The 25,075-nt window shown below is 67.6% G+C and carries 20 protein-coding genes; all 20 read right to left on the bottom strand.

Annotated elements, in window-relative coordinates; translation table 11 throughout:
- Positions 1-122: 122 nt before the first annotated feature.
- The 20 genes from ileS to mraZ all read right to left on the bottom strand — a co-directional run bounded on the left by ileS (position 123) and on the right by mraZ (position 24,605).
- On the bottom strand, positions 123-3,323 hold the full coding sequence (gene ileS / locus ACFU4Z_RS35170) for an isoleucine--tRNA ligase (protein WP_379072388.1): 3,201 nt from the start codon (positions 3,321-3,323) through the stop codon (positions 123-125).
- A 290-nt stretch (positions 3,324-3,613) separates the two neighbouring features.
- Positions 3,614-3,814, bottom strand: coding sequence for a hypothetical protein (locus ACFU4Z_RS35165; protein ID WP_379072385.1), 201 nt, complete (start codon positions 3,812-3,814; stop codon positions 3,614-3,616).
- A 64-nt stretch (positions 3,815-3,878) separates the two neighbouring features.
- The gene (locus tag ACFU4Z_RS35160; RefSeq protein WP_379072382.1) at positions 3,879-4,736 is read right to left on the bottom strand and encodes a DivIVA domain-containing protein; all 858 of its coding nucleotides are present in this window, start codon (positions 4,734-4,736) and stop codon (positions 3,879-3,881) included.
- A gap of 69 nt (positions 4,737-4,805) precedes the next feature.
- Positions 4,806-5,108 (bottom strand): YggT family protein, encoded by a 303-nt coding sequence (locus tag ACFU4Z_RS35155; RefSeq protein WP_379072379.1) that lies wholly within the window; start codon positions 5,106-5,108, stop codon positions 4,806-4,808.
- Between the two features lie 89 nt (positions 5,109-5,197).
- On the bottom strand, positions 5,198-5,983 hold the full coding sequence (gene sepF, locus ACFU4Z_RS35150; protein WP_379072376.1) for a cell division protein SepF: 786 nt from the start codon (positions 5,981-5,983) through the stop codon (positions 5,198-5,200).
- Between the two features lie 187 nt (positions 5,984-6,170).
- Positions 6,171-6,932: a YggS family pyridoxal phosphate-dependent enzyme gene (locus ACFU4Z_RS35145; RefSeq protein ID WP_379072373.1), complete on the bottom strand. Its 762-nt coding sequence runs from the start codon at positions 6,930-6,932 to the stop codon at positions 6,171-6,173.
- A gap of 67 nt (positions 6,933-6,999) precedes the next feature.
- Positions 7,000-7,728, bottom strand: a complete 729-nt coding sequence (gene pgeF / locus ACFU4Z_RS35140; protein WP_379072370.1) for a peptidoglycan editing factor PgeF — start codon at positions 7,726-7,728, stop codon at positions 7,000-7,002.
- Between the two features lie 120 nt (positions 7,729-7,848).
- Entirely contained in the window at positions 7,849-9,090 is a 1,242-nt protein-coding gene (gene ftsZ, locus ACFU4Z_RS35135; protein ID WP_379072367.1) for a cell division protein FtsZ, read from the bottom strand.
- Positions 9,091-9,400: 310 nt separating this feature from the next.
- On the bottom strand, positions 9,401-10,063 hold the full coding sequence (locus ACFU4Z_RS35130) for a cell division protein FtsQ/DivIB (RefSeq protein WP_379072364.1): 663 nt from the start codon (positions 10,061-10,063) through the stop codon (positions 9,401-9,403).
- Positions 10,064-10,069: 6 nt separating this feature from the next.
- Positions 10,070-11,593, bottom strand: coding sequence for a UDP-N-acetylmuramate--L-alanine ligase (gene murC, locus ACFU4Z_RS35125; RefSeq protein ID WP_379072361.1), 1,524 nt, complete (start codon positions 11,591-11,593; stop codon positions 10,070-10,072).
- On the bottom strand, positions 11,590-12,711 hold the full coding sequence (gene murG / locus ACFU4Z_RS35120; RefSeq protein WP_379072445.1) for an undecaprenyldiphospho-muramoylpentapeptide beta-N-acetylglucosaminyltransferase: 1,122 nt from the start codon (positions 12,709-12,711) through the stop codon (positions 11,590-11,592). The genes murC and murG overlap by 4 nt, the downstream gene beginning before the upstream one ends.
- 5 nt (positions 12,712-12,716) lie before the next feature.
- Positions 12,717-14,201, bottom strand: coding sequence for a putative lipid II flippase FtsW (gene ftsW, locus ACFU4Z_RS35115; protein WP_379072358.1), 1,485 nt, complete (start codon positions 14,199-14,201; stop codon positions 12,717-12,719).
- Complete coding sequence (murD, locus tag ACFU4Z_RS35110; RefSeq protein ID WP_379072355.1) at positions 14,198-15,628, bottom strand: UDP-N-acetylmuramoyl-L-alanine--D-glutamate ligase; 1,431 nt, start codon at positions 15,626-15,628, stop codon at positions 14,198-14,200. The genes ftsW and murD overlap by 4 nt, the downstream gene beginning before the upstream one ends.
- 49 nt (positions 15,629-15,677) lie before the next feature.
- Positions 15,678-16,754, bottom strand: a complete 1,077-nt coding sequence (gene mraY, locus ACFU4Z_RS35105; protein ID WP_379072352.1) for a phospho-N-acetylmuramoyl-pentapeptide-transferase — start codon at positions 16,752-16,754, stop codon at positions 15,678-15,680.
- Positions 16,751-18,361, bottom strand: a complete 1,611-nt coding sequence (murF, locus tag ACFU4Z_RS35100) for a UDP-N-acetylmuramoyl-tripeptide--D-alanyl-D-alanine ligase (RefSeq protein WP_379072349.1) — start codon at positions 18,359-18,361, stop codon at positions 16,751-16,753. Before murF ends, mraY begins: the two co-directional genes overlap by 4 nt.
- The gene (locus tag ACFU4Z_RS35095; RefSeq protein WP_379072346.1) at positions 18,358-20,025 is read right to left on the bottom strand and encodes a UDP-N-acetylmuramoyl-L-alanyl-D-glutamate--2,6-diaminopimelate ligase; all 1,668 of its coding nucleotides are present in this window, start codon (positions 20,023-20,025) and stop codon (positions 18,358-18,360) included. Before ACFU4Z_RS35095 ends, murF begins: the two co-directional genes overlap by 4 nt.
- Before the next feature lie 190 nt (positions 20,026-20,215).
- Positions 20,216-21,976 (bottom strand): peptidoglycan D,D-transpeptidase FtsI family protein, encoded by a 1,761-nt coding sequence (locus tag ACFU4Z_RS35090; RefSeq protein WP_379072442.1) that lies wholly within the window; start codon positions 21,974-21,976, stop codon positions 20,216-20,218.
- 125 nt (positions 21,977-22,101) lie between these two features.
- Positions 22,102-22,986: a hypothetical protein gene (locus ACFU4Z_RS35085; RefSeq protein ID WP_379072343.1), complete on the bottom strand. Its 885-nt coding sequence runs from the start codon at positions 22,984-22,986 to the stop codon at positions 22,102-22,104.
- Positions 22,983-23,960 carry a 16S rRNA (cytosine(1402)-N(4))-methyltransferase RsmH gene (gene rsmH / locus ACFU4Z_RS35080; RefSeq protein ID WP_379072340.1) on the bottom strand — a complete coding sequence of 326 codons (978 nt, stop codon included), beginning with the start codon at positions 23,958-23,960 and terminating at the stop codon, positions 22,983-22,985. The genes ACFU4Z_RS35085 and rsmH overlap by 4 nt, the downstream gene beginning before the upstream one ends.
- A 213-nt stretch (positions 23,961-24,173) precedes the next feature.
- Positions 24,174-24,605, bottom strand: a complete 432-nt coding sequence (gene mraZ, locus ACFU4Z_RS35075; RefSeq protein WP_379072337.1) for a division/cell wall cluster transcriptional repressor MraZ — start codon at positions 24,603-24,605, stop codon at positions 24,174-24,176.
- Positions 24,606-25,075: the final 470 nt, after the last annotated feature.

Raw genomic sequence — 25,075 nt, 5'->3', positions numbered from 1 at the left:
CGGCAGGCGGCTTTCACATCCCCCAACACCCCCAATAACAGCCAAAACCCCCCTCCACCCAAACCACGGGCGGGGGGGGCGAACTTTTCCGCCCCCCCCCCGCGCTGTCGATCGAATACCGGTCAGGCCTTGGCGATGGACACTCGCACGCCACCGACGATGTCAGCCGCATCCGCGCCCGGGTCGCCGAAAGTCAGCTCGGTGGCCAGGATTTCACCGGCGATGAGGTCGCGATGGGTCTGCGCCCAGGCCGCCCGCTCGGCGGGCACCCCGAGGACCACCGTGATGCGGTCGGAAACATCGAGCCCGGCGGACTTTCGGGTCTCCTGCAGATCGCGGATCACATCGCGAGCCCAGCCCTCGGCCTCCAACTCCTCGGTCACCACCGAATTCAGCACCACCAGTCCGGCGTTGCCCGGCAGCGCCGCGGTGGACTCGGGCTCGGCGGCAACCAGGCGCTGGGTGTACTCCTCCGGCAGCAGCTGGATGCCCGCCGCCGTGACAACGCCGTCGGCATCCTCGGACCACTCGCCCGCCTTGACCGCCTTGATCACCGTCTGCACATCCTTGCCGAGGCGCGGACCCGCGGCGCGGGCATTGACGACCAGCTCGAACCGGCCGTGCACGGCGACGTCGGTGGTCAGATCGACCTTCTTGACGTTCACCTCGTCGGCGATGATGTCCGCGTACGGGCGCAGCCGGTCGGCGTCCGGCGCGGCGATGGTCGCCTCGGCCAGCGGCAGCCGCACTCGCAGGTTCTGGGCCTTGCGCAGGCTCAGCACCGTCGAGCAGACCACGCGGACCTCGTCCATCGCGGCGACCAGCTCCGGGTCCTCCGGCAGCTCACCCTTCTCGGGCCAATCGGCCAGGTGCACCGACTGCTCGCCGGTCAAGCCGCGCCAGATCACCTCGGAGATCAACGGCAGCAGCGGAGCGGCCAGCCTGGTGACCACCTCCAGCACCGTGTGCAGGGTGTCGACGGCGTCGCGGTCCTCGCTCCAGAACCGCGAACGTGACCGGCGCACATACCAATTGGTGAGCGCGTCGGCGAACGACCGCAGCTCGTCGCAGGCGCCCGCGATGTCGTAGCCCTCCAGCGCCTCGGTCATCACATCCCTGGTGGTGGCCAGCTTGGCCAGGATGTAGCGATCGAGCACATTCGTGGAGTCGGTGCGCCACGTGCCCGGCCGCGATGCGTAGAGCTGCAGGAAGGTCCACGCATTCCACAGCGGGCGCAGCGCATGGCTGACGCCTTCGCGGATGCCGCGCTCGGTGACGATGAGGTTACCGCCGCGCAGGATCGGCGAGCTCATCAGGAACCAGCGCATCGCATCGGAGCCGTCCCGGTCGAACACCTCGTTCACGTCCGGGTAGTTGCCCTTGGACTTGCTCATCTTCAGCCCGTCGTCACCGAGCACGATGCCGTGCGCGGCAACGGTTTTGAAGGCGGGGCTGTCGAAGAGCGCGGTCGAGAGCACGTGCAGGGTGTAGAACCAGCCGCGCGTCTGCCCGTTGTACTCGACGATGAAATCGCCGGGGAAGTGGCCGTCGAACCACTCCTTGTTCTCGAACGGGTAGTGCACCTGGGCATACGGCATCGAGCCCGACTCGAACCAGCAGTCCAGCACCTCCGGCACCCGCCGCATAGTCGACCTGCCGGTCGGATCGTCGGGGTTGGGCCTGGTCAGGTCGTCGATCATCGGCCGGTGCAGGTCGGTCGGACGCACGCCGAAATCGCGCTCCAGCTCGTCGAGCGAGCCGTAGACGTCGGTACGCGGGTAGGCCGGATCGTCGGACACCCACACCGGGATCGGGCTGCCCCAGTAGCGGTTGCGGCTGATGTTCCAGTCCCGCGCACCCTCCAGCCACTTGCCGAACTGGCCGTCGCGGATGTGCTCGGGCACCCAGGTGATCTGCTTGTTCAGCTCGACCATCCGGTCGCGGAACGTGGTGACCGCGACGAACCAGGACGGCACCGCCATATAGATCAGCGGCTGGCCCGAACGCCAGCTGTGCGGGTAGGAGTGCTCGATCGTCTCGTGCCGCAACAGCTTTCCGGCGGCCTTGAGGTCCTTGATGATCACCGGGTTGGCGTCGAAGACCATCAGACCCTCGTACGGCGGCACCATCGAAGTGAACTTGCCGCCCGGATCCAGCGGCTGCACCAGCTCGATGCCGTTGACGGTGGCGACATCCATGTCCTCCTCACCGAAAGCGGGCGCGAGATGGACGATTCCGGTGCCGGAGTCGGTGGTCACGTAGTCGGCGGTCAGCACCCGATGGGCGCGCGGGTGACCGACGAAGAAATCGAACGGCGGCTCGTAGGACAGATCGGCGAGCGCGGCGCCGTCGTACTCCGCGAGCACCTCCGGCTCCTCGCCGAACTCGCGGGCGAAGTGCGAGACCCGTTCGGCGGCCAGCACATACCGCTTGCCGTCGGCCACGCGCAGGTGCACGTAGCGCACGTCGGGGTGCACCGCGATGGCGAGGTTGGAGGGCAGGGTCCACGGCGTGGTGGTCCAGATCAGCGCATTGGCGCCGTCGAGCGCGTGCAGCGGGTGCTCGGCGGGCACACGCAGCACCATGTCGACGGTGACGGCCGGGTCCTGACGCATCTTGTAGGCGTCGTCGAGACGGGTCTCCTGATTGGACAGCGGAGTCTGCTCGTACCAGCTGTAGGGCAGCACCCGGAAGCCCTGATAGATGAGGCCCTTCTCGTACAGCGACTTGAACGCCCACATCACCGACTCCATGAAGTCGAGATCCAGTGTCTTGTAGTCGTTGTCGAAGTCGACCCAGCGCGCCTGACGCGTCACGTAATCGCGCCATTCACCGGTGTAGCGCAGTACCGACGATTTACAGGCGGCGTTGAATTCCGCCAGCCCCATCGCATCGATCTGTGATTTGTCCGTGATACCGAGCTGCTTTTCCGCCTCGATTTCCGCGGGCAATCCGTGGCAGTCCCAACCGAATCGCCGATCGACCCGCTTACCGCGCATCGTCTGGAAACGCGGAACGAGGTCCTTCACATAGCCGGTGAGCAAATGCCCGTAATGCGGCAGACCGTTGGCAAACGGCGGACCGTCATAGAAGACGAACTCCCCATCGGGAGCGACGGACCCGGAGGCGGCAGCCTGGGTAACCACGGAGGGCCCAGCGGACGCCAATGGCACCGCACCCGAACGGTTTTCGATGCTCGCGCGGAAGGTGTCATCGGCCGACCAGGCGTCGAGGACACGTCGCTCCAGGTCAGGGAAGGACGCCCCGCTGCCTGCGCCGAGGTCGACGCGTGGGTATGCGCTACTGGAAGTGTCGTCCGCCATCGCGGATGCCGTCTCCTCGTGCCGCCGCGCCATAGGCGCGTATGTGTCAGCACGGGGACGATTCCGGCGCCGGTTGCGCCGCTACCGCGGTACCACCCCGTTTGTCCAGCAGCAACTGCGCCGGACCTCTCGTTGCGAGCTGTGACGGGCTCACCCGTTCGGTTCTACTGAGCGTGCCGAGTGTTCGCTCGTGCCGCCGTTCTTCCGAAGACTCCCCGGTGATGGCCGGATCGACGCCGCATATGTTTGATTCTAACCAGTGTGGTCAAACCACTTATGGTGGCCCGACCTCATCGTTTAGCGTGCCGTCCCGGGGGCGGTGCGGAATCGCTGTCCGGGCTTCGCATGGACAGCGCGCTCGCCAACAGCAGCACGGCACCCAGTACACAGATAACGATGCATCCCCACGCCCACACCACCGATCCGGTGGTCAGCGCGGCCACTAGCAGGGCAAAGCCGATAGCGGCGAGGACGAGCGTCAAGACGAGCATGTTGACCCCCTAGGCATGCCAGGCGGCAGGACTACAAAGGTGGCCATGTCGGCCTGATACGAGACTACTTGCCACCCTTGGCAAACGAGGCAGGCGCGAGATTATTGGCCGTATTGGCATCGGCGAAGGCGCCGTCGCCATCGACGGGGACGGCGGAGCCACGGTTCTCCAGCTCCTCGAGCTGCGATTCCAGGTACGACTTCAGCCGCACGCGGTATTCGCGTTCGAAGGTCTTGAGCTGCTCGATCCGGCTCTCCAGCACGCTGCGCTGCTGGGTGATGGTCGCCATGATCTCGGTGTGCTTGCGCTCGGCGTCCGCCTGCAGTGCGTCGGCCTTTTCCTTGGCCTGCCGCAGCTGGTTGTCCGAGCGGGTCTGCGCGTCCGACAGCATCGCATCCGACTTCTGACGAGCGTCGGCAATCATGGCCTCGGAGCGAGTACGGGCATCTCCGACGAGTCGCTCGGAATTTGCCCGAGCGTTCGAAAGCAGGTTCTCCGCTTCGGACTTGGCATCGCTGGTCAGCCGGTCCGCCATCTCCTGGGCGAGGCTGAGCACCTTCGCTGCCTGCAGGTTCGCATCGGCGCTCGGCGCTTCCTTGGCGACGGGCGGGGCCACCGGCATCGGGGGCGGCGGCGGGGCCTGCTGCACCGGAGGCTTGATGGGCTCCGGCGGCGGGGCCTGCTGCACCTGAGCTTTCACCGCATTAGGGCTGGCAGGGCCACGATTCTTCTTGGCATCGGCCAGTTCCGCGTCCAGCTCGGCGACCCGTTGACGCAGGTCGGCGTTCTCCTCGATCAGCCGCGAGAGCTCCTGCTCCACGAGATCCAGGAAGGCGTCTACTTCATCCTCGTTGTAGCCACGCTTCCCGATCGGCGGTTTGCTGAACGCGACGTTGTGCACATCGGCTGGGGTCAGCGGCATGGAAGGATCCCTTCACGCGTCTTTTGGAGATCTAGCAGATCTAGCAAGCTATCTTCTCGGTTCATTCTGTCACACCGGGGCTACCGGTTGCCCGAGCCTGCCCACGATCGACATCAGGATGAAGACGATGAAAAGCAGGACCATAATCGACAGGTCGAGTCGAATTCCTCCCAGTGACACCGGTGGTATCAACCGCCTCAGGAGTTTCACCGGAGGGTCTGTGATCGTGAAGATCACCTCGAGGATGACGACAACCAAGCCGCTCGGGCGCCAGTCGCGCGCAAAGCTACGGATGAACTCGACGATCACCCGGCTGATCAGCAACAGCCAGAAGATGAACAGTACGAAGTACAGCACCGCGAACAAGGCCACGACTTCACTCTGCCCGAAAATCCCCGCCGCGCAAAATGACCACACCGCCCCATGCGTGACAGGTCTGAGACCACCCCCGGATCACACCGCTATTTCTGGTTGTAGAAGCCGGTTTCCGCGATCCTGCGCCGCTCCTCGGCCGATACGTCCACGTCGGCCGGTGAGAGCAGGAACACTTTGGTGGCGACCTTGTCGAAGGAGCCACGCAGCGCGAAGGCCAAGCCTGCGGCGAAATCGACGAGCCGCTTGGCATCGGCGTTGCTCAGGTCGACCAGATCCATGATCACCGGGTTGCCCTCACGGAACCGCTCACCGATGATGCGGGCCTCGCTGTAGTCACGCGGGCGCAGCGTCGTGATCTTGGACAAGGGACCTCCGTCCTCGAAGATCCCAGGACGACGCGCGGGGGCGGGCTCGGGGCGCACGCGCTCCTCCAGCCGCCGCTCCTCGGCATCGGGATCGACGGCGAGCGCACCCCTGGTGGCTCCCCGCATCATCGGCGCGTTGCCACCGGCACGGAATCGGCCCGCCGTCGGTGCGGACTCGATCCTGGTCGGGCGACGCGGCGCCTCGTAGCGGTCGTCACCGTAGGGCTCGTCGGCATAGTCGTCCCGACGGGACACCGGGTACCCGGCCTTGTACGGAGACTTGTAAGCCGGCTCCGGGTAGTCGGATTCGTCGTCGAAGCGGTCGGCACCGTACCGATCGTCCGAATAACGGGGGGCACCGTAGCCCGAGCGGTCGGAGTAGTCACGGGGCCTACGGGTGGCACGCTCGTCCACGCCACGCGGGGCATGCTCGGCGACATAGTCGTCTTCGTAATCCTCGAGCGGAACCATGCCGAAGTACGCCTTGAACTTGTGCAGCGTGCTCATGACCGCGCCTCGCTGTCGCTCGGCTCCGTCATGACCACGATTGTGGCTGCGTCGGTTACTCGCTCGCTGCGCTCGCTCATTCTGGTCGACCTTCCTTCGGCCCCGGTGGCGGCCGGGTGTTGAAGTCTTGCTCAGCCCTCTTCTGCCCCAAGCATATGTGTCGAATGTGACTGATGAGGTTTCTTTGCTACGCCGAGGTTATCGGTCGAGCGCCCATCAAGGCGGTTCCGACACGCACACATGTGGAACCGTGTTCAATTGCCGATTCCAGATCACCGGACATTCCGGCGGAAAGCTCCCGTGCGCCGGGATGGTCGCGCAGTAGCCGGGCATGCACCGCGGCAAGGCGGGCGAACGCGGCGGCGGGGTCGACATCGAGCGGCGGAATCGCCATCAGCCCAGCCAGCCGCAGCCCTGCGAAGTCGGCGACCCGATCCGCCAGCACCGCAAGCTCGTCCGGTGCGACGCCGCCGCGGCCGGGATCCTCGTCCAGGCTGACCTGAACGAGCACCTCGACGGGGTCGGTCCGCTCCCCCGCGTCCACCGCGGCGCGCGCCGCGGTGTCAAGAGCCATTGCGAGTCGTTCGCTGTCCACCGAGTGCACCGCATAGGCCCAGCGCGCGACAATGCGCGCCTTGTTGCGCTGCAACCGGCCGATCATGTGCCAGCGCACATCCGCAGGCCCGCCCAGCTCGACCACCTTCGCGGTGGCCTCCTGCTCCCTCGACTCGCCGAATTCGCGGCAGCCCAATCGGTGCAGGATGGCGACGTCGGCGGCCGGGAAGAATTTCGTCACCGGCAGCAGCCGCACCGACGCCGGATCACGGCCTGCCGCTCGACAGGCCGCACCGATCCGCTTGTTCAGGCCGGCCAGGTTCTCCGCCAACTCGGCGGTCCGGCCGTCTACTGCCTCGGCCGCAATGGTTTCCGACTCCGCCGCAGCGCTCATGACACCGCCTCCCCTACGCTCGGCTCCGTCGAGACCGCCGATGCGGTTGCGCCTATGGTTCGCTCACTCATGCGCCCGCCTGTGCCCAGATCACACTGCCCATCCTGCCGGTAGGCGCGCCGCGGCGGTGACTGAACAGGGTGCGATCCTCGATGGTGCAGCGTGGATCGATCGCGACGGCGGCGACCCCTGCTTCGGTGAGCTGCCTGCGGATTCCGGCGCGCAGGTCCAATGCGGGGGTGCCGCGTACGGTGGTGGTCGCGCTGCCGGGCAGGTGCGCCTCGACATCGGCGCGCATCGCGGCGGGCACCTCGTATTGGCGGCCGGATGCGGCCGGGCCGAGGAAGGCGCCGATCCGATCGAGCCGGGCGCCGACGGAGACCATCGCGTCGAGTACCCGTGGCACGATGCCGATCCGGGCGCCGATGCGTCCCGCGTGCACGGCGGCGACCACACCCGCTTCGTCATCGGAGAGCAGAATCGGCACACAGTCCGCGGTCAGGACCACCAGCGCGAGCCCCGGCACGGTGGTCACCAGCGCATCGGTCGCGGGAACCGGCTCGGACCTTGGGCCATCGACGATTTCGACATGGCGGCCGTGGATCTGTTCCATCCACACCAGGCGCTCGGGCGCCAGCCCGATTCCGTCGGCCAGCCGATCCCGATTGCGCTGCACCGTCGCCGGATTGTCCCCCACATGATCGCCGAGATTGAACGAATCGTACGGCGGTGCCGAGAAGCCCCCCGCTCGCGTGGTGGTCACCCGTCGAACGGTCAGCGTCGGCACAGTTATCATGGCACCAGCCTAACGGCCGGTGCCGCTCCGCCCCGAATGCGCGTATCCCACGTCACAGCCGTTTTCGGCCCCCATCGTCCCGGCGCCCACCGGGACCCGGCCCCCGCCGGATCCTGCTTCTTACCTGCGCATGAACGACGGCACATCGACGTCGTCGTCATCGTCGCCCGAATCCGGGGGTTCGATGTGCGTGCGCGAGTTGTTGGCGATCGTCGGCTCGGCGAGAGTACGCGCGCGTTCACTGTCCCGATAGCTGGGCACGGATCCCCGAGTGGAGGCGGACTGGCTTGCGGCAGAAGAGGTTTCGGCTCGCGAGGACGCCGCCACCTCACTGGTGCGGCTCTGCGCGATTTCGCCTGCGCGCGCGGAACCGATCGTGCCCCGATTCGCGGGTTCGAAGGTGCGCCGCGCGGGCGCGCCGCTGTCGAAGCCCGCCGCGATCACGGTGACGCGCACCTCGTCGCCGAGCGAATCGTCGATCACCGTGCCGAAGATGATATTGGCCTCGATGTGCGCGGCCTCCTGCACCAGCGACGCCGCCTCGTTGATCTCGAACAGGCCCAGGTCCGAGCCGCCCGCGATCGAAAGCAGCACACCGTGCGCGCCGTCCATCGACGCCTCGAGCAGCGGTGAATTGATCGCCGACTCCGCGGCTTTCACCGACCGGCCCTCGCCGCGCGCCGAACCGATGCCCATCAGCGCGCTGCCCGCGCCGGACATCACGCTCTTGACGTCGGCGAAGTCGACGTTGATCAGGCCAGGAGTGGTGATCAGGTCGGTGATGCCCTGCACACCGTTGAGCAGCACCTCGTCGGCGGAGCGGAAGGCGTCCATCAGGCTCACCGCGGCGTCGCCGAGCTGCAGCAGCCGATCGTTCGGAATGACGATCAGCGTGTCGCAGGACTCGCGCAGCAGGTTGATGCCCACCTCGGCCTGGTTGCCGCGCCGCTTGCCCTCGAAGGAGAACGGCCTGGTCACCACACCGATCGTGAGTGCGCCGAGCTTGCGCGCGATCTGAGCGACGACCGGCGCACCACCGGTGCCGGTGCCGCCGCCCTCGCCCGCGGTGACGAAGACCATGTCGGCGCCCTTGAGCACCTCTTCGATCTCGTCCTTGTGATCCTCGGCGGCCTTCCGGCCGACCTCGGGGTCGGCGCCGGCGCCCAGGCCGCGCGTGAGTTCACGACCGACGTCTAGCTTGACGTCGGCATCGCTCATCAGCAGGGCCTGCGCGTCAGTGTTGACCGCGATGAACTCGACTCCCTTGAGACCCTGTTCGATCATCCGGTTGACGGCATTCACACCGCCGCCGCCGATACCGACGACCTTGATCACTGCAAGGTAGTTGTGCGGGGGCGTCATGGGCTCTCGCCTTCCTGATCTAAAGCCTGTCGTTTTCGGATTCTCGACACTCGGCCCGGGAGCAAACCCTAAACCTCAACCATAGGGTTGGCGTTATGTCAAGTATCCGACTGGTGCGGAACGCTATTCGCCGCCGCCGCGATCCGTGCGCAGGCGCGCCGAAACGAGTGAGGAGAATCTTGTGTGATCCCTCTCGTCTCGCCGCACAACACACAGTATCGTGGACGGTTGCCCCCGGCGCCCCGTCTCGGTGACCACCTCCGAAAGCAGAGTGGTCCACCGAAAATTCCCCGGGCGCAATGGGTGTCGATCACCTTACCGTGACGAGATTCGGACTCGAAACGTCGTAGACCGTGCCGTCCCTGGTGAGCAGCGGCAAAACGACAGCCGCTTTGCGTTGGGCGTCGTTCGTCCCGCCCCACAGTACCGTGCGGCCATCCTGCAGATTCAGCGAAATATTCGAAATCGACCGCGCGACAACCTCGCCCACCTGAACACTCAGCGCGGGCGGCAGCGCGACCAGCACCGATACCGCGGCCCGGGTGACGGGATCGTCGCTGCCGGGATGCGCGGTGATCAGTTTCGGCACACCGATCGGGGCGGGCTCGATTGCGAATTCGACACTTTCGGCATCCACCAGATGCGCGCCCTGCGGGCTGTCGAAGAACAACACCGGAGTGCGCTCGTCCACCGTGACCTTGACGGTCGACGGAAATACCCGCTGCACCCGAACCGTGTGCACCTTCGGGATGCCGGCCACCCGCCCCGCCATCGATGTCGTATCGATACGCAACATCGAACGACCCGACGGGATCTCCAGTTGCTCGCGCACCTGCTGTCCGGGCACCGCGACCAATCCGTCGATCCGGACGGTGCGCACCGAAAGCACCGGCGTGAACCAGGCCAGGACACCGAGAACCACAAGCACGCACACACCGAGCGATCCCCACAGCCGGATTCGTCGCCACGGCATCGCGTCTCACCGCCCGTACGGTGGACGAGCTCGCAGCCCGTCGAGAATCTGGCTGCCGAGCATCGTCACATCACCCGCACCCATGGTGATCACCACATCGCCCGGCAGCGCGAGCGCCGCGACCTGACGGCCGACCCGCGACATATCCGGTTGGTAGTGCACGGGTTTGGTGACCGACTGCGCGACAAGGGCACCGTTCACCCCGGGCAGCGGCTTCTCCCGCGCACCATAGACATCGAGCACGACCACCTCGTCGGCCAGGCTCAGCGCGGCGCCGAAGTCATCGGCGAAAGTGGCGGTGCGGCTGTAGAGGTGCGGCTGGAACACCACAATGACCCGGCCCTGCCTGGAACGGGCGCCGTCGCGGGCTTCCTGCTGGACCAGCTCGGCGGCGGCGCCGAGTACCGCGCGCACCTCGGTCGGATGGTGGGCATAGTCGTCGAAGACGCGGACGCCGTTTTCCCGTCCCGCGAACTGGAACCGGCGGTGCACCCCGCCGAAACCCTCCAGGCCCTGCACGATTTCGGCCACGTCCGCGCCCGCGGCGCGGGCCGCGAGCAGCGCGGCGAGTGCGTTGAGCGCCATATGCCTGCCCGGCACCGAGAGCCGCAGGGTGCGCGGCGCGGACTCATCGGCGAGCTGGAACTGGATGACGCCGCCGACATCGCGCGGCTCCCAGCTGTGCAGGCGCACTCCGACCGGAACCGGCGCGTCGGACAGCTCGCCCGAGCCGTAGCCGAGCACCCGAATGTTCTTCTCCGCGAGCCGGGCGCCGATGCGTTCGGCCAGTGCCAGCGAGCCGGGATCGTCCAAGCACACCACCAGCAGTCCGCCCGCGGAGAGCCGGTCGGCGAAATCATCGAAGACCTGCACATAGGCCTCGTCCGAGCCGAAGAAATCCAGGTGATCGGATTCGACATTGGTGACCACCGCGACGTGCGGGTCGTATTGCAGCAGCGAGCCGTCGCTCTCGTCGGCCTCGGCGACGAAGATCTCACCGGTGCCGTGGTGGGCGTTGGTGCCCGCCTCGTTGAGTTCACCACCGACGGCGAAGGACGGATCGAGCCCGCAGTGCTGCAGGGCCACGATCAGCATCGACGTGGTGGACGTCTTACCGTGCGTGCCGGAAACCAGCAATGTGCGATGCCCCTGCATGAGCGAGGCGAGCACGGTGGGACGCAGCAGCACCGGTATGCCGCGGCGATTCGCCTCGACCAGTTCGGGATTGGTCTTCGGGATGGCGGCATAGGTGGTGACCACCGCGGTCGGGCCGCCGGGCAGCAGGTCGAGCGCGCTCCCGTCGTGGCCGATGCGCACTTGCGCACCGCGAGCACGCAGCGCGAGCACGCCGCGACTCTCCTTGGCGTCCGAGCCGGACACCGCACCACCGCGCGCGAGCAGAATGCGCGCGATGCCGGACATGCCCGCGCCGCCGATGCCGACCATGTGCACCCGCTCGAGTTCCGGCGGCAGCGCCGAACGCGCGTCCACGGCGTCGGCTTGCACCTGATTGACGCTCGCTTCGCTCATCGGCCCGACACCTGCACGACGATCCGCGCGACTTCGTCCGCGGCATCACGGTGCCCGGCGCCTGCGGCGGACAGGCTCATCTCGATCAGCCGTGCGGGGTCGGTCAGCAGTGGGATCACCTCATCGATCACATATTTCGGGGTCAGTTCGGAATCGGCCACAATTCTGCCACCGCCTTGGCCGACGACCGGCCTGGCGTTGAGCTCCTGCTCGCCGTTGCCGTGCGGCAGCGGCACATAGAACGCGGGCAAACCGACCGCCGACACCTCGGCGACGGTCATAGCGCCGGACCGGCAGACGACCGCATCCGCGGCCGCGTAGGCCAGGTCCATGCGGGAAAGATACGGCACGGCGACATACCGCGATCGGTCCTCACCCGAGTCCGCGATATCGAGCGTGTTCTTGGGGCCGTGCGCATGCAGCACCGAGATGCCCGCCGCGGCCAGCTGGGGCGCGGCGGCGGAGACCGCCTCGTTCAGCGTCCGCGCGCCCTGCGAGCCGCCGAACACCAGCAGTACCTGGCCCGCGGCGGGCAGGCCGAAGTGTGCGCGCGCCTCGGCCTGCAAGGCCGCCCGGTCCAGCGATGTAATAGAGCCACGCACCGGGATGCCGACGACCTCGGCATGCGCGAGCCCGGAATCAGGCACCGCGGCGAGCACGCGGGCCGCGCGGCGAGCGCCGACCTTATTGGCAATGCCTGCTTTCGCATTCGCCTCGTGCACCACCACCGGCACGGCACGCCTGCGCCGCAGCACCCCCTTGCCCGCGGCCAGGTAGGCCGGCAACGCGACGTAGCCGCCGAAGCCGACGATCACATCGGCGTCGACCGCGTCGATGATCGCCCTTGTCCTGGCCACCGAGGCACGGACACGGCCGGGCAGCCGCAGCAGATCGGCTGTCGGCTTGCGCGGCAACGGCACCGGCGGGATCAGCTCGAGCGGATAGCCGCGCTCGGGTACGAGGCGAGTCTCCAATCCGCGTTCGGTGCCCAGGGCGGTCACCCGAATCGAATCGTCGAGGCGTTTGAGCGCATCGGCGACGGCGAGCGCCGGTTCGATATGTCCCGCGGTGCCACCACCCGCGACGATCACCGACAGCGGTCGGCTCGCGTCCCGTATGTCACTCACCTGGATCTTCCCCGATCTCTCGCATGATTCACCGGATAATTCGGCTCCCAAGCCCTTGTCGCCCGCAATGAACTCGTGCCCCGGCGCTCCGGCGCACGACGTCTGCCGGAGTCGGAGCCGGGCTGTGGACGCCGCGCGGGCGGCAGCGCCTGTCGTGCCCGATCGGCCCGTGCCCGGTCAGCACGAGCCTTCTCTGCGGACCTGGCCGCCCTGGCCGCGGCCGAGCGCGCTCGGGCCGCGTCCGCCCGTGCGGGCGAGTACACCTCTGGCTTCGGCAGCCGCAGCAACCTGCTGAACCTGCCATCCTGTCCGGCGTGCAACGCCGAGACGGCCTCCGGCTCATGTCTGGCCGCGTTGGCGATGATGCCGAACATGAACAGCGTAATCGCCAGCGACGAACCGCCCGCCGACACCAGCGGTAACTGCAGGCCGGTCACCGGCAGCAGGCCGACCACGTAACCGATGTTGATCAGGGCCTGCCCGGTGATCCAGGTGGTCGCGGTCGCGGTGAGCAACCGCAGGAACGGATCGACCGAGCGGCTGGCGATCCGCAAGCCCGTATAGACGAACAGCGCGAACAGTCCGAGCACCAGTGTGCAGCCGAGGAAGCCGAGTTCCTCGCCGATGATGGCGAAGATGAAGTCGTTGTGCGAGTTGGGCAGGTAGCTCCACTTGGCGCGGCTCTGACCGAGCCCTCGACCCCAGATTCCACCGTCTGCCAGCGAGTACAGCGCTTGGCGCGCTTGGTAGCCGATGCCCTGCGGATCATCGCCCGGATTGAAGAAGGCGCGCATCCGGTCGGACCGGTAGCCCGCGGACAGGGCGAGAATGCCCGCCGCGATCACGCCGGACACCGCGATGGTGACGAACAGCCGCACCGGAAGTCCGCCGAACCACAGCAATGCCGCGAGCACGATGCCGAGCGCGATGGTGGTGGACAGGTTGGGCTCGAGCACCACGAGCAGACAGACGAGCAGACCGGCAGGCACCAACGGCACCAGCAACTCTTTGAGGTTCGCGCGTTCCGCGTGACGCGAGGCGAGCAGATGCGCACCCCAGACCACCAACGTCACCTTGACGATCTCCGAAGGCTGCACCGAGAACAGCCCGACGTCGAACCACCGGCGCGAGCCCTGCACCTGGCTGCCGATGCCGGGAATCAGCACGAGCACCAGGGCGAGCACCGAGATCGCGAACAACGGGAACGACCACTGCCGCAGTCGCCGCAAGGGAATCCGCAGCGCGAGATAGAACAGCACACAACCGATGACCGCGAACATGGCCTGCTGGTTGAACAGCGAATAGGCCGACCTGCCATCGGCATACGCCTCGACGCTCGACGCGGAGAGCACCATCACCAGACCGAGCACGGTCAGCAGCGTGGCAATGGTGACGACCAGATGAAACGACGCGAGCGGGCGGGCCAGCCAGGCACCGAACTTCGTCCCCATCTGCGTGCTTCGCCGCGTCGTGTCGGTCATAGCCGCCGCCCGATGTCACCGTCTTCCAGAGCGTGCACCGCCGCAGCGAAGCTGCGCCCGCGGTGCGTGTAGTCGGCGAACATGTCCAGTGAGGCCGCGGCCGGAGCCAAGAGCACGGTGTCGCCTTGACGGGCGAACCCGGCCGCCGCGCGCACGGCCTCGGCCATGACGGCGTCGGCCTTCTCGGTTCTACCCATTCCTGCATCGTCTCCCGCGCGCACCTCGACGACCGGGACCTCGGGCGCGTGTCGCGCCAACGCGGCCGCGATTATCGGCGCGTCGACCCCGAACAGCACGGCGGCGACCAACCGGTCGGCGACCTCTTCGGCGAGATCCTCGACCGCCGCGCCCTTCAATTGCCCACCGGCGAGCCAGATCACCTGTGCGTGGGCCAGGATCGACGAGCGCGCGGCATGCGGGTTGGTGGCCTTGGAATCGTCGACGAACTCGACGCCGTCCAGTTCGCGCACGAAGGCCGCGCGGTGCGGACCGACCTTGTGCTCGATCAGTCCCTCGCGCACGAACTGCGGTGCGACATCGATGGCCCGTGTCAGCGCCGACGCGGCCAGGGCATCGGCGATGCCCGCGGGTCCCTGCGGGCTGATGTCGCCGACTTCTGCCAGGATCGCGGCCTTGGTGAAGGCACGATCGAGCAACTTGCCGTCGACGACGCCGAGCTCACCGTCGGCGGGCACGCCGACCCGGAAACCGATGACCCGACGGGCTTTCGCGCGGCGCGCGAGCGAGGCCGCGACCGGATCGTCGAGTCCGACCACACCGATCCGCCCGACCAGCGCGCGTGCCTTCGCGGCGGCATAGGCGTCGAGGCCACCGTGCCAATCCAGGTGATCCTCAGCCACATTCAGCACCACGCCCGCCTCCGGTCGCACCGAAGGCGCCCAGTGCAGCTGGAACGAGGACAGTTCGACCGCGAGCACCTGCGGACCGGGGTTGCGCCGCAGCGCATCCAGGATCGGCAGCCCGATATTGCCGCACGCCACACTGGCGATGCCCGCCGCGCGCAGGATCGAATGCACCATCGAGGTGGTCGTGGTCTTGCCGTTGGTTCCGGTCACCACCAGCCACTTGCGGACCGGGCCGTAGATCCTGGCCTGATCGACCCACCAGGCGAATTCGACGTCGCCCCATACCGGGGTGCCCTCGGTCACGGCCGCGGCGAGCACCGGCGAGTCCGGCCGCCAGCCGGGGCTGGTGATGACCAGCGCGAAGCGGCTCCAGTCCGCGGACTCCAGTTCGGTGCACGTCGCGATGTCGAGGCCGAGACCCGCCGCCTCGGCGAGTGCGGACGCGCCGCCGTCGGTGACCACCGGCCGGGCGCCGATATCGCGTAGCGGCTCTATCAGCGAGCGTCCGGAGACGCCCCAGCCTGCCACGAGAACATCACGGCCACGCAGGAATTCGAGCATGGGCCCCGGCGTTCGCAGAGCCCTCGGAGAATGTTCGACCATCGCTAGTTCACCCGACCGCGGAGAGATATTCGCTATAGAACAACCCGAGTCCGACCGCGGAAGCGATCGCCGCCAGCAACCAGAATCGGATGATCACCGTAGTTTCGGCCCATTTGCTCAGCTCGAAGTGATGATGGAACGGCGCCATCTTGAACAACCGATTGCGCGTCGTGCGGTACACCGCCACCTGCAGCACCACCGAGGCCGCCTCCGCCACGAACAGCGCGCCGATGACGACCATCAGCAGCTCGGTCCTGGTGGTGATGGACAAACCCGCCAGCATGCCGCCGAGGGCGAGCGAGCCCGTGTCACCCATGAAGATCTTGGCGGGCGCGGCGTTCCACCAGAGGAATCCGACGCACGCGGCAGCCCCCGCGGCACAGACCAGGGCCAGGTCCAGCGGGTCGCGCACGTTGTAGCAGCCGGCTTCCGGTTTGATCGCGCAGGCGTGGTAGTACTGCCAGAACGAGATGACCACGTAGCCGCCGAGCACCAGGCTCATCGAGCCCGCGGCGAGACCGTCGAGACCGTCGGTGAGGTTCACCGCGTTGGACCAGGCGACCACGATGACGCAGACGAACGCCAGGAAGATGATCGCGCCCATCGACACCGTGGTGATGTCACGGACGTAGGACAGGTGCCTGCTCGCCGGGGTGAGCCCGTTCGCGCCGCGGAACTGCAGGGCGAGGACACCGAAGATCACCGCGGCGGCCAGCTGACCGAGGTACTTACCCGCGGCGGTCAGACCGAGATTGCGCTGCTTGCGCAGCTTGATGAAGTCGTCGAGGAAGCCGACGAGGCCGAGTGCGGTGGTCAGGCCGAGCACCAGCAGCCCCGACGCGGTCGGGCCCTCGGCGTCGTAGCCGATGCCGATCAGATGTGAGCCGAGGTAACCGGCCCACAGGCCGATCAGGATGGCGACACCGCCCATGGTCGGGGTGCCGCGCTTGGCCTGGTGGCTGGCCGGGCCGTCGACCCGAATCTCCTGGCCGAACCCCTGCTTGGCGAAGGTCCGAATCAGTAACGGCGTCAGCAGGATCGACACCGCTAGCGCGATGCCCGCCGCGAATAGAATCTGCCTCATCCTGCTGCCTCCGTGTCAGATCCCGCCCTGGTCCCACCCACGTGACCCCGCGCACGCTCCGTACCGGTCAGATATTCGGCGACCTCCCAGAGGCCGACCGACTTCGATGCCTTGACCAGCACCACATCGCCCGCCTCGACTTCCTCGTCGAGCAGCGCGATGGCCGAGCCGATATCGGGAACGATGATCGACTCCTCGCCCCATGAGCCTTCCATCACCGCTCCCTGGTGCATCGCCCGGGACGGCCTTCCGGTCCCGACCACGATCAGCCGGTCGACATCGAGGCGCACCGCCAAGCGTCCGATCCGGTCGTGCTCGATCACCGACTCCTCGCCGAGTTCGCCCATTTCGCCGAGCACTGCCCAACTGCGCCGCGCGGTACCACCCGCGCGCGACATGGTGACAAGCGCCTTGAGCGCGGCCCGCACCGAATCCGGATTGGCGTTATAGGAATCGTTGACCACGGTGACGCCGTCGGCGGTGGTCCGTACATCCATTCGACGGGCCGATGCGGCATGAGCGCCCGAGAGCGCTTGCGCGATGGTGTCGAGATCGGCGCCGCATTCCAGGGCTACCGCCGCGGCGGAAAGGGCATTGCCGACCTGATGTTCGCCGTGCACGGCCAGTTGGATCGGGATGCTGCCGGACGGCGTGTGCAGTGTGAAGGCCGCCCGCGCTTCGTCGTCGAGCCGGATATCGGTGGCTCGAATGTCGGCGCGCTCGGCCTGCCCGACGGTGACCACCCGTGCGGTCGTGCGGTCGGCCATCGCGGCGACTTGCTGATCATCGGCATTGAGCACGGCGAGTCCGGCGGTCGGCAACGCCTCCACCAGTTCGCCCTTTGTCTGAGCGATCGCCTCGCGACTGCCGAATTCGCCGAGGTGCGCGGTACCGACGTTGAGTACGACGCCGATCCGCGGCGGCGCGACCTTCGCGAGAGCGGCGATATGGCCGGGGCCGCGGGCGGACATCTCCAACACCAGGAACCGGGTGTCGGCATCGGCGCGCAGCGCGGTCCATGGATGACCGAGCTCGTTGTTGAACGATCCCGGCGGGGCAACCACCGGGCCGAGCGGAGCGAGCACGGCGGCGAGCAGGTCCTTGGTCGAAGTCTTACCGGAGGAACCGGTCACCCCGACGACCGTGAGTCCGCCTGTCACGGTGTTGGATTGGCGGCGCTCACCGGGCCCTCCGTGGTCACGCTCCGCTACCTCCTCCTGGCCCGTCGCTCCCGCCGCGGAAAGCCGTTCGACGCTGACCCGGGCCAGCGTGGCCAATGCGGCCAGCACCGCCGCGCCCGAGCCGTCCGAATCGTGTGCCAGCGCAACCGAAGTCGCAGGCACCGCGCCCGCGGCGGGCGTCACCACGATGGCGGGCGCCCCGACCGGCCGAGCGGCCAGGACCGCGACCGCGCCCGCGGCGACCGCCGCCGCGGCGAAATCGTGACCGTCGGCGCGCTCGCCGGGCAGGGCGAGGAACAGATCTCCGGAACCGATTCGGCGCGAATCGAATTCGACCGAACCCGTAACCGTCACCTCCGGGTCGGGGACGTCGTGCAGCGTGCCGCCGACGACGTCCGCGATCTCCCGCAGTGTCATCTCGATCATGAAACCGTCAAGTCCTCCGCGTCCGAACTCTGCGGACTTCGTTGTGCTCGGTGTGTGGTCTGGTCGGGGTCGCTGCCGAGGCGCCGCTCCACTGCCGCCGCGAGCACGTCGCGGTCGTCGAACGGATGCTTCACACCCTGGATCTCCTGCCCTGCTTCGTGTCCCTTGCCCGCGACGAGCACCACGTCACCGGGTCGCGCCCAATCCACCGCGGCGGCGATGGCCTCGGCCCGATCGCCGATCTCCCTGACCTCGCCGCGCTCGTCGGCGGGGATGTCGCGGATGCCTGCGCGCACGGCCGCGCGGATCGCGGCGGGGTCCTCGGTGCGCGGGTTGTCATCGGTGATGATCAGCAGGTCGGCGCCGCGCGCCGCGGCCGCGCCCATCAACGGCCGTTTACCCGCGTCCCGGTCACCGCCGGCGCCGACGACCACGGCAAGCCTGCCGACCGATTCCGTCGTTGTCGCGAGGTACCCGCGCAGGGTGGCGATCACCGATTCGACCGCGGCGGGCTTGTGCGCGTAGTCGACGATGGCAAGGAAGTCCTGCCCGCGATCCACCCGCTGCATCCGGCCGGGCACATCGACCACCGCGAGTGCGGGTGCGGCGACGGCGGGATCGACGCCCGCCGCCGCGCACACGGCGACCGCGAGCAGTCCGTTGGCGATGTTGTAGCGGCCAGGAAGTCGCAGGCGCACATCGATACTCACGTCGGGGCCGACCGCGGTGAACTCTTGTTCGCCACCGTGTCCGGTGACCGCACCCGCCACATGCCAGTCGGCGGAACCGTTGGTGGACACCGTGATCGGGCTCGCGAGCCCGGCCGCGAGCCGCTGCCCCCACGCGTCGTCGACACAGATCACCGCGGTGCGCGCGGCGATCGGCGACTCGGGCTCGAACAGCCTGCGCTTGGCGGCGAAGTAGTCCTCGAAGTCGTCGTGGAAGTCCAGGTGGTCCTGCGACAGGTTGGTGAAGCCGCCCACCGTGAAGCGCACGCCGTCGACGCGACCGAGCGCGAGGGCGTGGCTGGACACCTCCATCACGACCGCGTCAACACCCTGCTCGACCATCAGCGCGAACATCGCGTGCAGCTGCGGAGCCTCGGGCGTGGTCAGCGCGCTCGGTACCCTCCTGCCACCGATCCTGGTCTCGATGGTGCCGATCAGCGCGGTGGACAGGCCACCGGCGGCCAGCCCGGCCTCGACCAGGTACGCGGTCGTGGTCTTGCCGGAGGTGCCGGTGATGCCGACGATGCGCAGCCGCTCGGACGGGTTGCCGTAGATCGTGGCGGACAGCTCGCCGAGCACCGACCTCGGCTGCTCGCGCACCAGCACCGGCACGCCGAGCTCGCCCGCGAGTTCCGCACCCGCGGCATCGGTGAGCACCGCGACCGCACCCCGTTCGACGGCATCGCGCGCGAACCTGGCGCCGTGGGCCTGCGCACCGGGCAGGCCCACGAAAAGGTCACCGGGCTGCACCGCGTTCGAGCGCTGCTCGATTCCTGTGACGAACAGGTCGACGGCGGGGACGCAACCGCGCGTGCTCGCGCCGGTCAGCTCCAGCACGGTGGACAACGACGTCGACCGCGGGTGGGTCGGCCGGAGCGCGTGCTGGCTGGACTGCGCGGGCACAGGGCTCCTCTCTAGTATCGGCACGGACAACATGGACTGGACGAATTGGATTGGAACGACGAGTCAGGTTACCGACGTCGACTCATGGCCGGACAACGCGGCTCACCGATTCCACCTCGCAAGTCTGGCGAAGCGGCCGCGGACGCCCGTCGCCGACCCGGCCTGCGCCCGGCGAAGCGGGAACATGCTGGGTGAAACGAGGCACTTCGAAGGCCGCATCTTGTTACGGAGCCTGCAAAACGAACCGTTTGACCGGTTCCGTCGAGGGCGGGATCCGGTCGCGCTGCAGCGCCCAGGAGGCGATGTTATGGAACAGCGGAGCCGCCGAGCCGCCACCGCTGCCGTCGGAACTACGGATCGGCGCGTCCAGCATCAGGCCGACGACGTAGCGCGGGTTGTCCGCGGGCGCCATCCCGGCAAAGGTGATGTAGAACGACGACGTCGAATAGCAGCGGCAGCCCGGATCGACCTTCTGCGCGGTGCCGGTCTTGCCCGCGACCTGATAGCCCTCGACCGCCGCGGGGCTGCCGGTACCCATCTGGACGCCCATCGGATCCTTCTGCACGACCGCCTGGAACATGGTGCGCAATGTCGCCGCGGTCTGCGGGCTCACCACCCGCACCCCGTCGGGCTGTGATTCTTCGGTCCTGGTGCCGTCGGGTTCGATCTTGGCCTTGACGATCCGAGGCGGTATCCGCAGGCCGTCATTGGCGATGGCCTGGTACATCGCGGTCATCTGCAGTGTGGTCATCGAAAGGCCCTGGCCGATAGGCAGGTTCGCGAAGGTGCCACCGGACCACTGGTCGCGCGCAGGCACCTGGCCGGTGCTCTCGCCGGGCAGGCCGACGCCGCTGCGCTGGCCGAGGCCGAAGCGGTTCACCATGTCCGCGAAGCGATCCTCACCGACCCGCTGCGCCAGCATCAGCGTGCCGACATTGGAGGACTTACCGAAGATGCCGGTGGTCGTGTACGGCGCGACACCGTGTACCCAGGCGTCGTGGACGGTCACGCCCGCCATCCGGATCTCGCCGGGTACCTGGAGCACCTCGTCGGGGTTGGTCAATCCGTATTCGATGGCCGCGGCCGCGGTGACGATCTTGTTGACCGAGCCGGGCTCGAACGGGTCGGACACCGAGGGGTTGAACATCTCGGCATTGCGCCAGTTCTGGGGTTCTAGCGCCGGATTGAAGGTGTTGTCGTTGGACATCGCCAGCACCTGGCCGGTCTTGGCGTCCAGCACGACCGCCGAGGCCGAATTGGCGCCGGACATCTCCTTGGCCTGCTGCACCTGCTGCTGCACGTAGTACTGCAGATCGGAATCGAGCGTCAGCTCGACGCCGTTGCCGTTCACGGCGGACTGCTTGTCGCGCCAGCTGCCCGGGATGACGGCGCCGTCGGAGCCGCGGTCGTAGGTGTGCGACCCGTCGGTGCCTGCCAGCACCGCGTCCATGGACGATTCGAGGCCCATCTGGCCGTGGCCGTCCCAGCCCGTAGCGCCGATGACATTGGCCGCGAGCGAACCGCCCGGGTGCTCGCGTAGGTCCTGCCGATCGGCGCCGACCTCCGGGTACTGCACGATGATGTCGGAGGCGATCCGCGAGTCGACATTGCGGGCGAGGTAGACGAAGGTCTTGTCGCTGCGCATCTTCTGCAGCAGCTCCGACTCGCTGGGGGCCTCCTTGCCGAGCTTCTCGTGGATGGTCTTCGCGATGGCCAGCAGGCGCTCGTCCGGATCCGGCGCTTTCGGGCTCTTGGCCTTGGCGTCCTCGAGTTGTTTACGAACCGGGACCGGTTGGAAGGTCAGCGCTTTCGCACTGAGGGTGAAGGCGAGAGATTTGCCGTTGCGATCGGTGATCGGGCCGCGGGTGGCCTCCTCGATCTTGCGCGTGGTGCGCTGACTTGCCGCCTGCTCGGAAAGGCCTGGCGCGGCAAAGCTTTGCACCCAGAGCAATTGGAGCGCGACGACGAGCAACGCGACCAGCATCACGATCCGGCCGACACCGAGCCGAAGCCGCAGCGACCGGTCCTGATGCTTGGCGCCCGGCCGCGGTTTCGATGCTCTGGACGGATTCGGCCCGCGACGCTGTCGCGGCGCGGGCCTGGTCTGGGTCACTGCGCGCCTCCACCGGGCACGCCCTGATCCTGCGGCACTTCCGGCTGCGGCTCCTGCTCCTGCGGCGATTGCCCCTGTGGCGTTCGGCCTTCTGGTGCCTGGCTCTCGGGCGCGCCGGGTTGCGGCGCCTCGGCGGGCTGCGGCGACACCGAAGTCTGCGCCATCGGAGCCTCGGCGGGAGCGGTCGGGATCGGGCTCGCCACAGCAGGCGCCGGGCTGGTCGGAGTCGGGCCTGCCGACGGGGTATGCGCCTGTGCGCCGTTGGCCTGCACCGCGTTCGCGTGATCGGACGACGATGGCCGCGACAACGGCACCGGCACCACCCGCTCACCCTGCGCCAGCACATGTCCCGGCTGCGCGGCGAGCGGTGTGGACGGCACGGTGTTCAGCGGCGGCACCGGAGGACCCTGTGCGGGCGTGGGTTTGCCGATCACCGTCACGGTGCCGTCCGCGGCGACCACGATCCGGGCCGGATCCTTGGCCGGGATCATGCCGAGTTCGCGCGCCCGCGCCGCGAGCTCCGGCGCCGAGTCGGCGGCCTCCACCTCACGCTGCAGCGCGGCCCGCTCTTCGGAGAGCTTCCTGTTGACCTGCCTGGCGTCGCCGAGCTGATAGCTGTCCTCGGCCGCCCGCGTGGTCAGCAGCAGCGTGCCGGCGAGACCACAGCCCAGCAGCGCGATGATGGCCGCCACGAACGGAATTCGGGTCGCCATGACAGACACCCGCCGGGTCGGCAGGTCGGGTGTGTCAGTGAGATGTTCGGCGCGCAATCGGCGGCGGGCGTATGCACGTTGCGCCGCACCGGATTTGACCTGCTCGGCAGCCTGAACCCGGCGGGCGACCCGGCCCGGCGCCTCGACGGCACGCGTCCGAACACTCATGAATTCCCCTCCTGGATTCTCTCCACCGCACGCATCCGAACCGGCGCCGCGCGCGGGTTCTCCTCGATCTCCTGCTCGGTCGCCTTCTCGGCGCCGCGGGTCAACAGCTTGAATTCCGGTCCCATACCGGGCAATTCGATCGGTAGGTCGACCGGGCTGCGCGAGGTCGTGCGCGGCGCGAACTCCTGTTTGACAACCTTGTCCTCGAGCGACTGATAGGACATCACCACGATCCGTCCGCCGACCCGCAGCGAATCCAGTGCCGCGGGCAGCGCGGCCCGCAGCGAATCGAGCTCGTGGTTGACCTCCACCCGCAACGCCTGGAAGGTCCGTTTGGCGGGATGCCCGCCGGTCCGCCTCGTCGCGGCCGGGATCGAGGCATAGAGCACCTCGACGAGTTCGGCGCTCGTGGTGAAAGGCTTCTGCTGTCGCCGCCGCAATACCTCCGAGGCGATCCGGCCCGCGAAGCGTTCCTCCCCATAGGTTTTCAGCACCCGAGCCAGGTCGCCGTGGCTGTAGGTGTTGAGCACGTCAGCGGCGGTGATGCCGGTGGTCGGATCCATCCGCATGTCCAGCGGCGCGTCGACGGAATAGGCGAAGCCGCGATCGGCCTCGTCCAGCTGCATCGAGGAAACGCCGAGGTCCATCAGGATCGCGCTCACCGAGCCGGTGCTCGCGAGCCCCGCCTCTTGCAGCGCGTCGGCGATACCGTCATATCGCGTGTGCACCAAGGTGATTCGGTCCTCGAACGGACGTAGTCGCTCGCCGGCCAGCGCCAGCGCCGAGGTGTCACGATCGAGCCCGACCAGCCGGATCTGTGGATAGGTGCGCAGGAAGTGCTCGGCATGTCCGCCGAGTCCGAGAGTGGCGTCTACATAGACGGCACCGGGCTCGCCCAGCGCCGGTCCGAGCAGTTCGTCAGCTCGCCTGAGCAGAACCGGAACATGACGGGGACCGTGCTGTTCACGGTTCACCTCGACCTCCCGGGATTTTGCCTCGCGTCGCCTGCACTACATGGAGCGCCTGGGCGGATAAAAGTCCGACCATCGCACGGGTCGCCTTGATAGACAGCTGCTTTCGAAAATACGAATGCCGCGTGGTCTCTGTCCGAAACACGGCACCTGGCGTCGGGGAAGTACGTCAGGGTCCACGTCCGGGCAGAGGCCGCGTGGCACTCGTTCGCTCGGTTAGAAGATTCCGCCCAGCGACTCGTCTCTCGCTTCCGCGTAGTCCTCCTCGTGCTCGGCGAGGTAGGAATCCCACGCCTGCTTATCCCATATCTCCAGGAAGTCGACCGATCCGATCACGACACATTCCTTGTCCAGGTTTGCGTAACGACGATGGTCGGCCGACAACACAATCCGGCCTTGGGCATCCGGCCGCTGCTCATCGGTTCCGGCTGCCAGCGCGCGGACGAATGCGCGAGCCTGCGGGTTGCTGCGAGACGACGCCGCGGCTCGACGAGCGAGCGCGGTGAACTCTTCCTTGGGATATACGGCAAGGCTGTGGTCCTGACCCTTCGTGACCATCAACCCTCCCGCCAGATCGTCTCGAAACTTTGCAGGCAACGTGAGTCGCCCCTTGTCGTCCAGCCGAGGTGTGTACGTACCGAGAAACAACTCGATACCTCCCGGATCAACCCCACCTGCGCGGGGAGCGCGATCACCTCGGATGTATGACTTTCCTGTAGTGCGCGCTCCACATTACCCCACTTTCCCCCACTTTCAATCGAAACGCGGGGTGATCTGGCTCCCCGCGTCAGCGATTGCGCAGGTCATCCCAGCTATCACCGCGGTGGAGAACTTTTCGGGTGCTCGCCGACACGCGCCGCCCAGCTGGGCGGCCGCCCGACAACAACCAGCAAACGCCCTGGTGTCACCCCATTCAACGGACGATCGGGGTGTGATGGGGGATCTTCGTGGGGCGATGTGGGGGATCGGACGAAACCTGACCGAAGATCATCTGACCGTTCGGCGTTTCGCACACAAGACGGCGACGCCGCACCGGATCGGTGGGGGGGGGCCCGCGGTTGGGGGGGGTTTCGGGTAATCCCCGTGTCGTTATAACAACAGAAGCAGGCGCCGGAAAA

The organism is Nocardia sp. NPDC057440 (assembly GCF_042802915.1).
Lineage (GTDB): Bacteria > Actinomycetota > Actinomycetes > Mycobacteriales > Mycobacteriaceae > Nocardia.
Note: the sequence above shows the minus strand (reverse complement) of the source record. Positions and strands in the feature narration are given on the sequence as shown.

Coding starts and splice junctions, on each gene's coding strand:
- ileS (WP_379072388.1), bottom strand. CDS start 3,323: ATGGCGGACGACACTTCCAGTAGCGCATACCCACGCGTCGACCTCGGC.
- sepF (WP_379072376.1), bottom strand. CDS start 5,983: ATGAGCACGCTGCACAAGTTCAAGGCGTACTTCGGCATGGTTCCGCTC.
- ftsZ (WP_379072367.1), bottom strand. CDS start 9,090: ATGACGCCCCCGCACAACTACCTTGCAGTGATCAAGGTCGTCGGTATC.
- mraY (WP_379072352.1), bottom strand. CDS start 16,754: ATGAGGCAGATTCTATTCGCGGCGGGCATCGCGCTAGCGGTGTCGATC.
- ACFU4Z_RS35160 (WP_379072382.1), bottom strand. CDS start 4,736: ATGCCGCTGACCCCAGCCGATGTGCACAACGTCGCGTTCAGCAAACCG.
- murF (WP_379072349.1), bottom strand. CDS start 18,361: ATGATCGAGATGACACTGCGGGAGATCGCGGACGTCGTCGGCGGCACG.
- ACFU4Z_RS35095 (WP_379072346.1), bottom strand. CDS start 20,025: ATGTTGTCCGTGCCGATACTAGAGAGGAGCCCTGTGCCCGCGCAGTCC.
- ACFU4Z_RS35165 (WP_379072385.1), bottom strand. CDS start 3,814: ATGCTCGTCTTGACGCTCGTCCTCGCCGCTATCGGCTTTGCCCTGCTA.
- murD (WP_379072355.1), bottom strand. CDS start 15,628: ATGCTCGAATTCCTGCGTGGCCGTGATGTTCTCGTGGCAGGCTGGGGC.
- pgeF (WP_379072370.1), bottom strand. CDS start 7,728: ATGATAACTGTGCCGACGCTGACCGTTCGACGGGTGACCACCACGCGA.
- ACFU4Z_RS35090 (WP_379072442.1), bottom strand. CDS start 21,976: ATGCTGGTCGCGTTGCTCGTCGTCGCGCTCCAATTGCTCTGGGTGCAA.
- ACFU4Z_RS35130 (WP_379072364.1), bottom strand. CDS start 10,063: ATGCCGTGGCGACGAATCCGGCTGTGGGGATCGCTCGGTGTGTGCGTG.
- murC (WP_379072361.1), bottom strand. CDS start 11,593: ATGAGCGAAGCGAGCGTCAATCAGGTGCAAGCCGACGCCGTGGACGCG.
- ACFU4Z_RS35145 (WP_379072373.1), bottom strand. CDS start 6,932: ATGAGCGCTGCGGCGGAGTCGGAAACCATTGCGGCCGAGGCAGTAGAC.
- ftsW (WP_379072358.1), bottom strand. CDS start 14,201: ATGACCGACACGACGCGGCGAAGCACGCAGATGGGGACGAAGTTCGGT.
- ACFU4Z_RS35085 (WP_379072343.1), bottom strand. CDS start 22,986: ATGAGTGTTCGGACGCGTGCCGTCGAGGCGCCGGGCCGGGTCGCCCGC.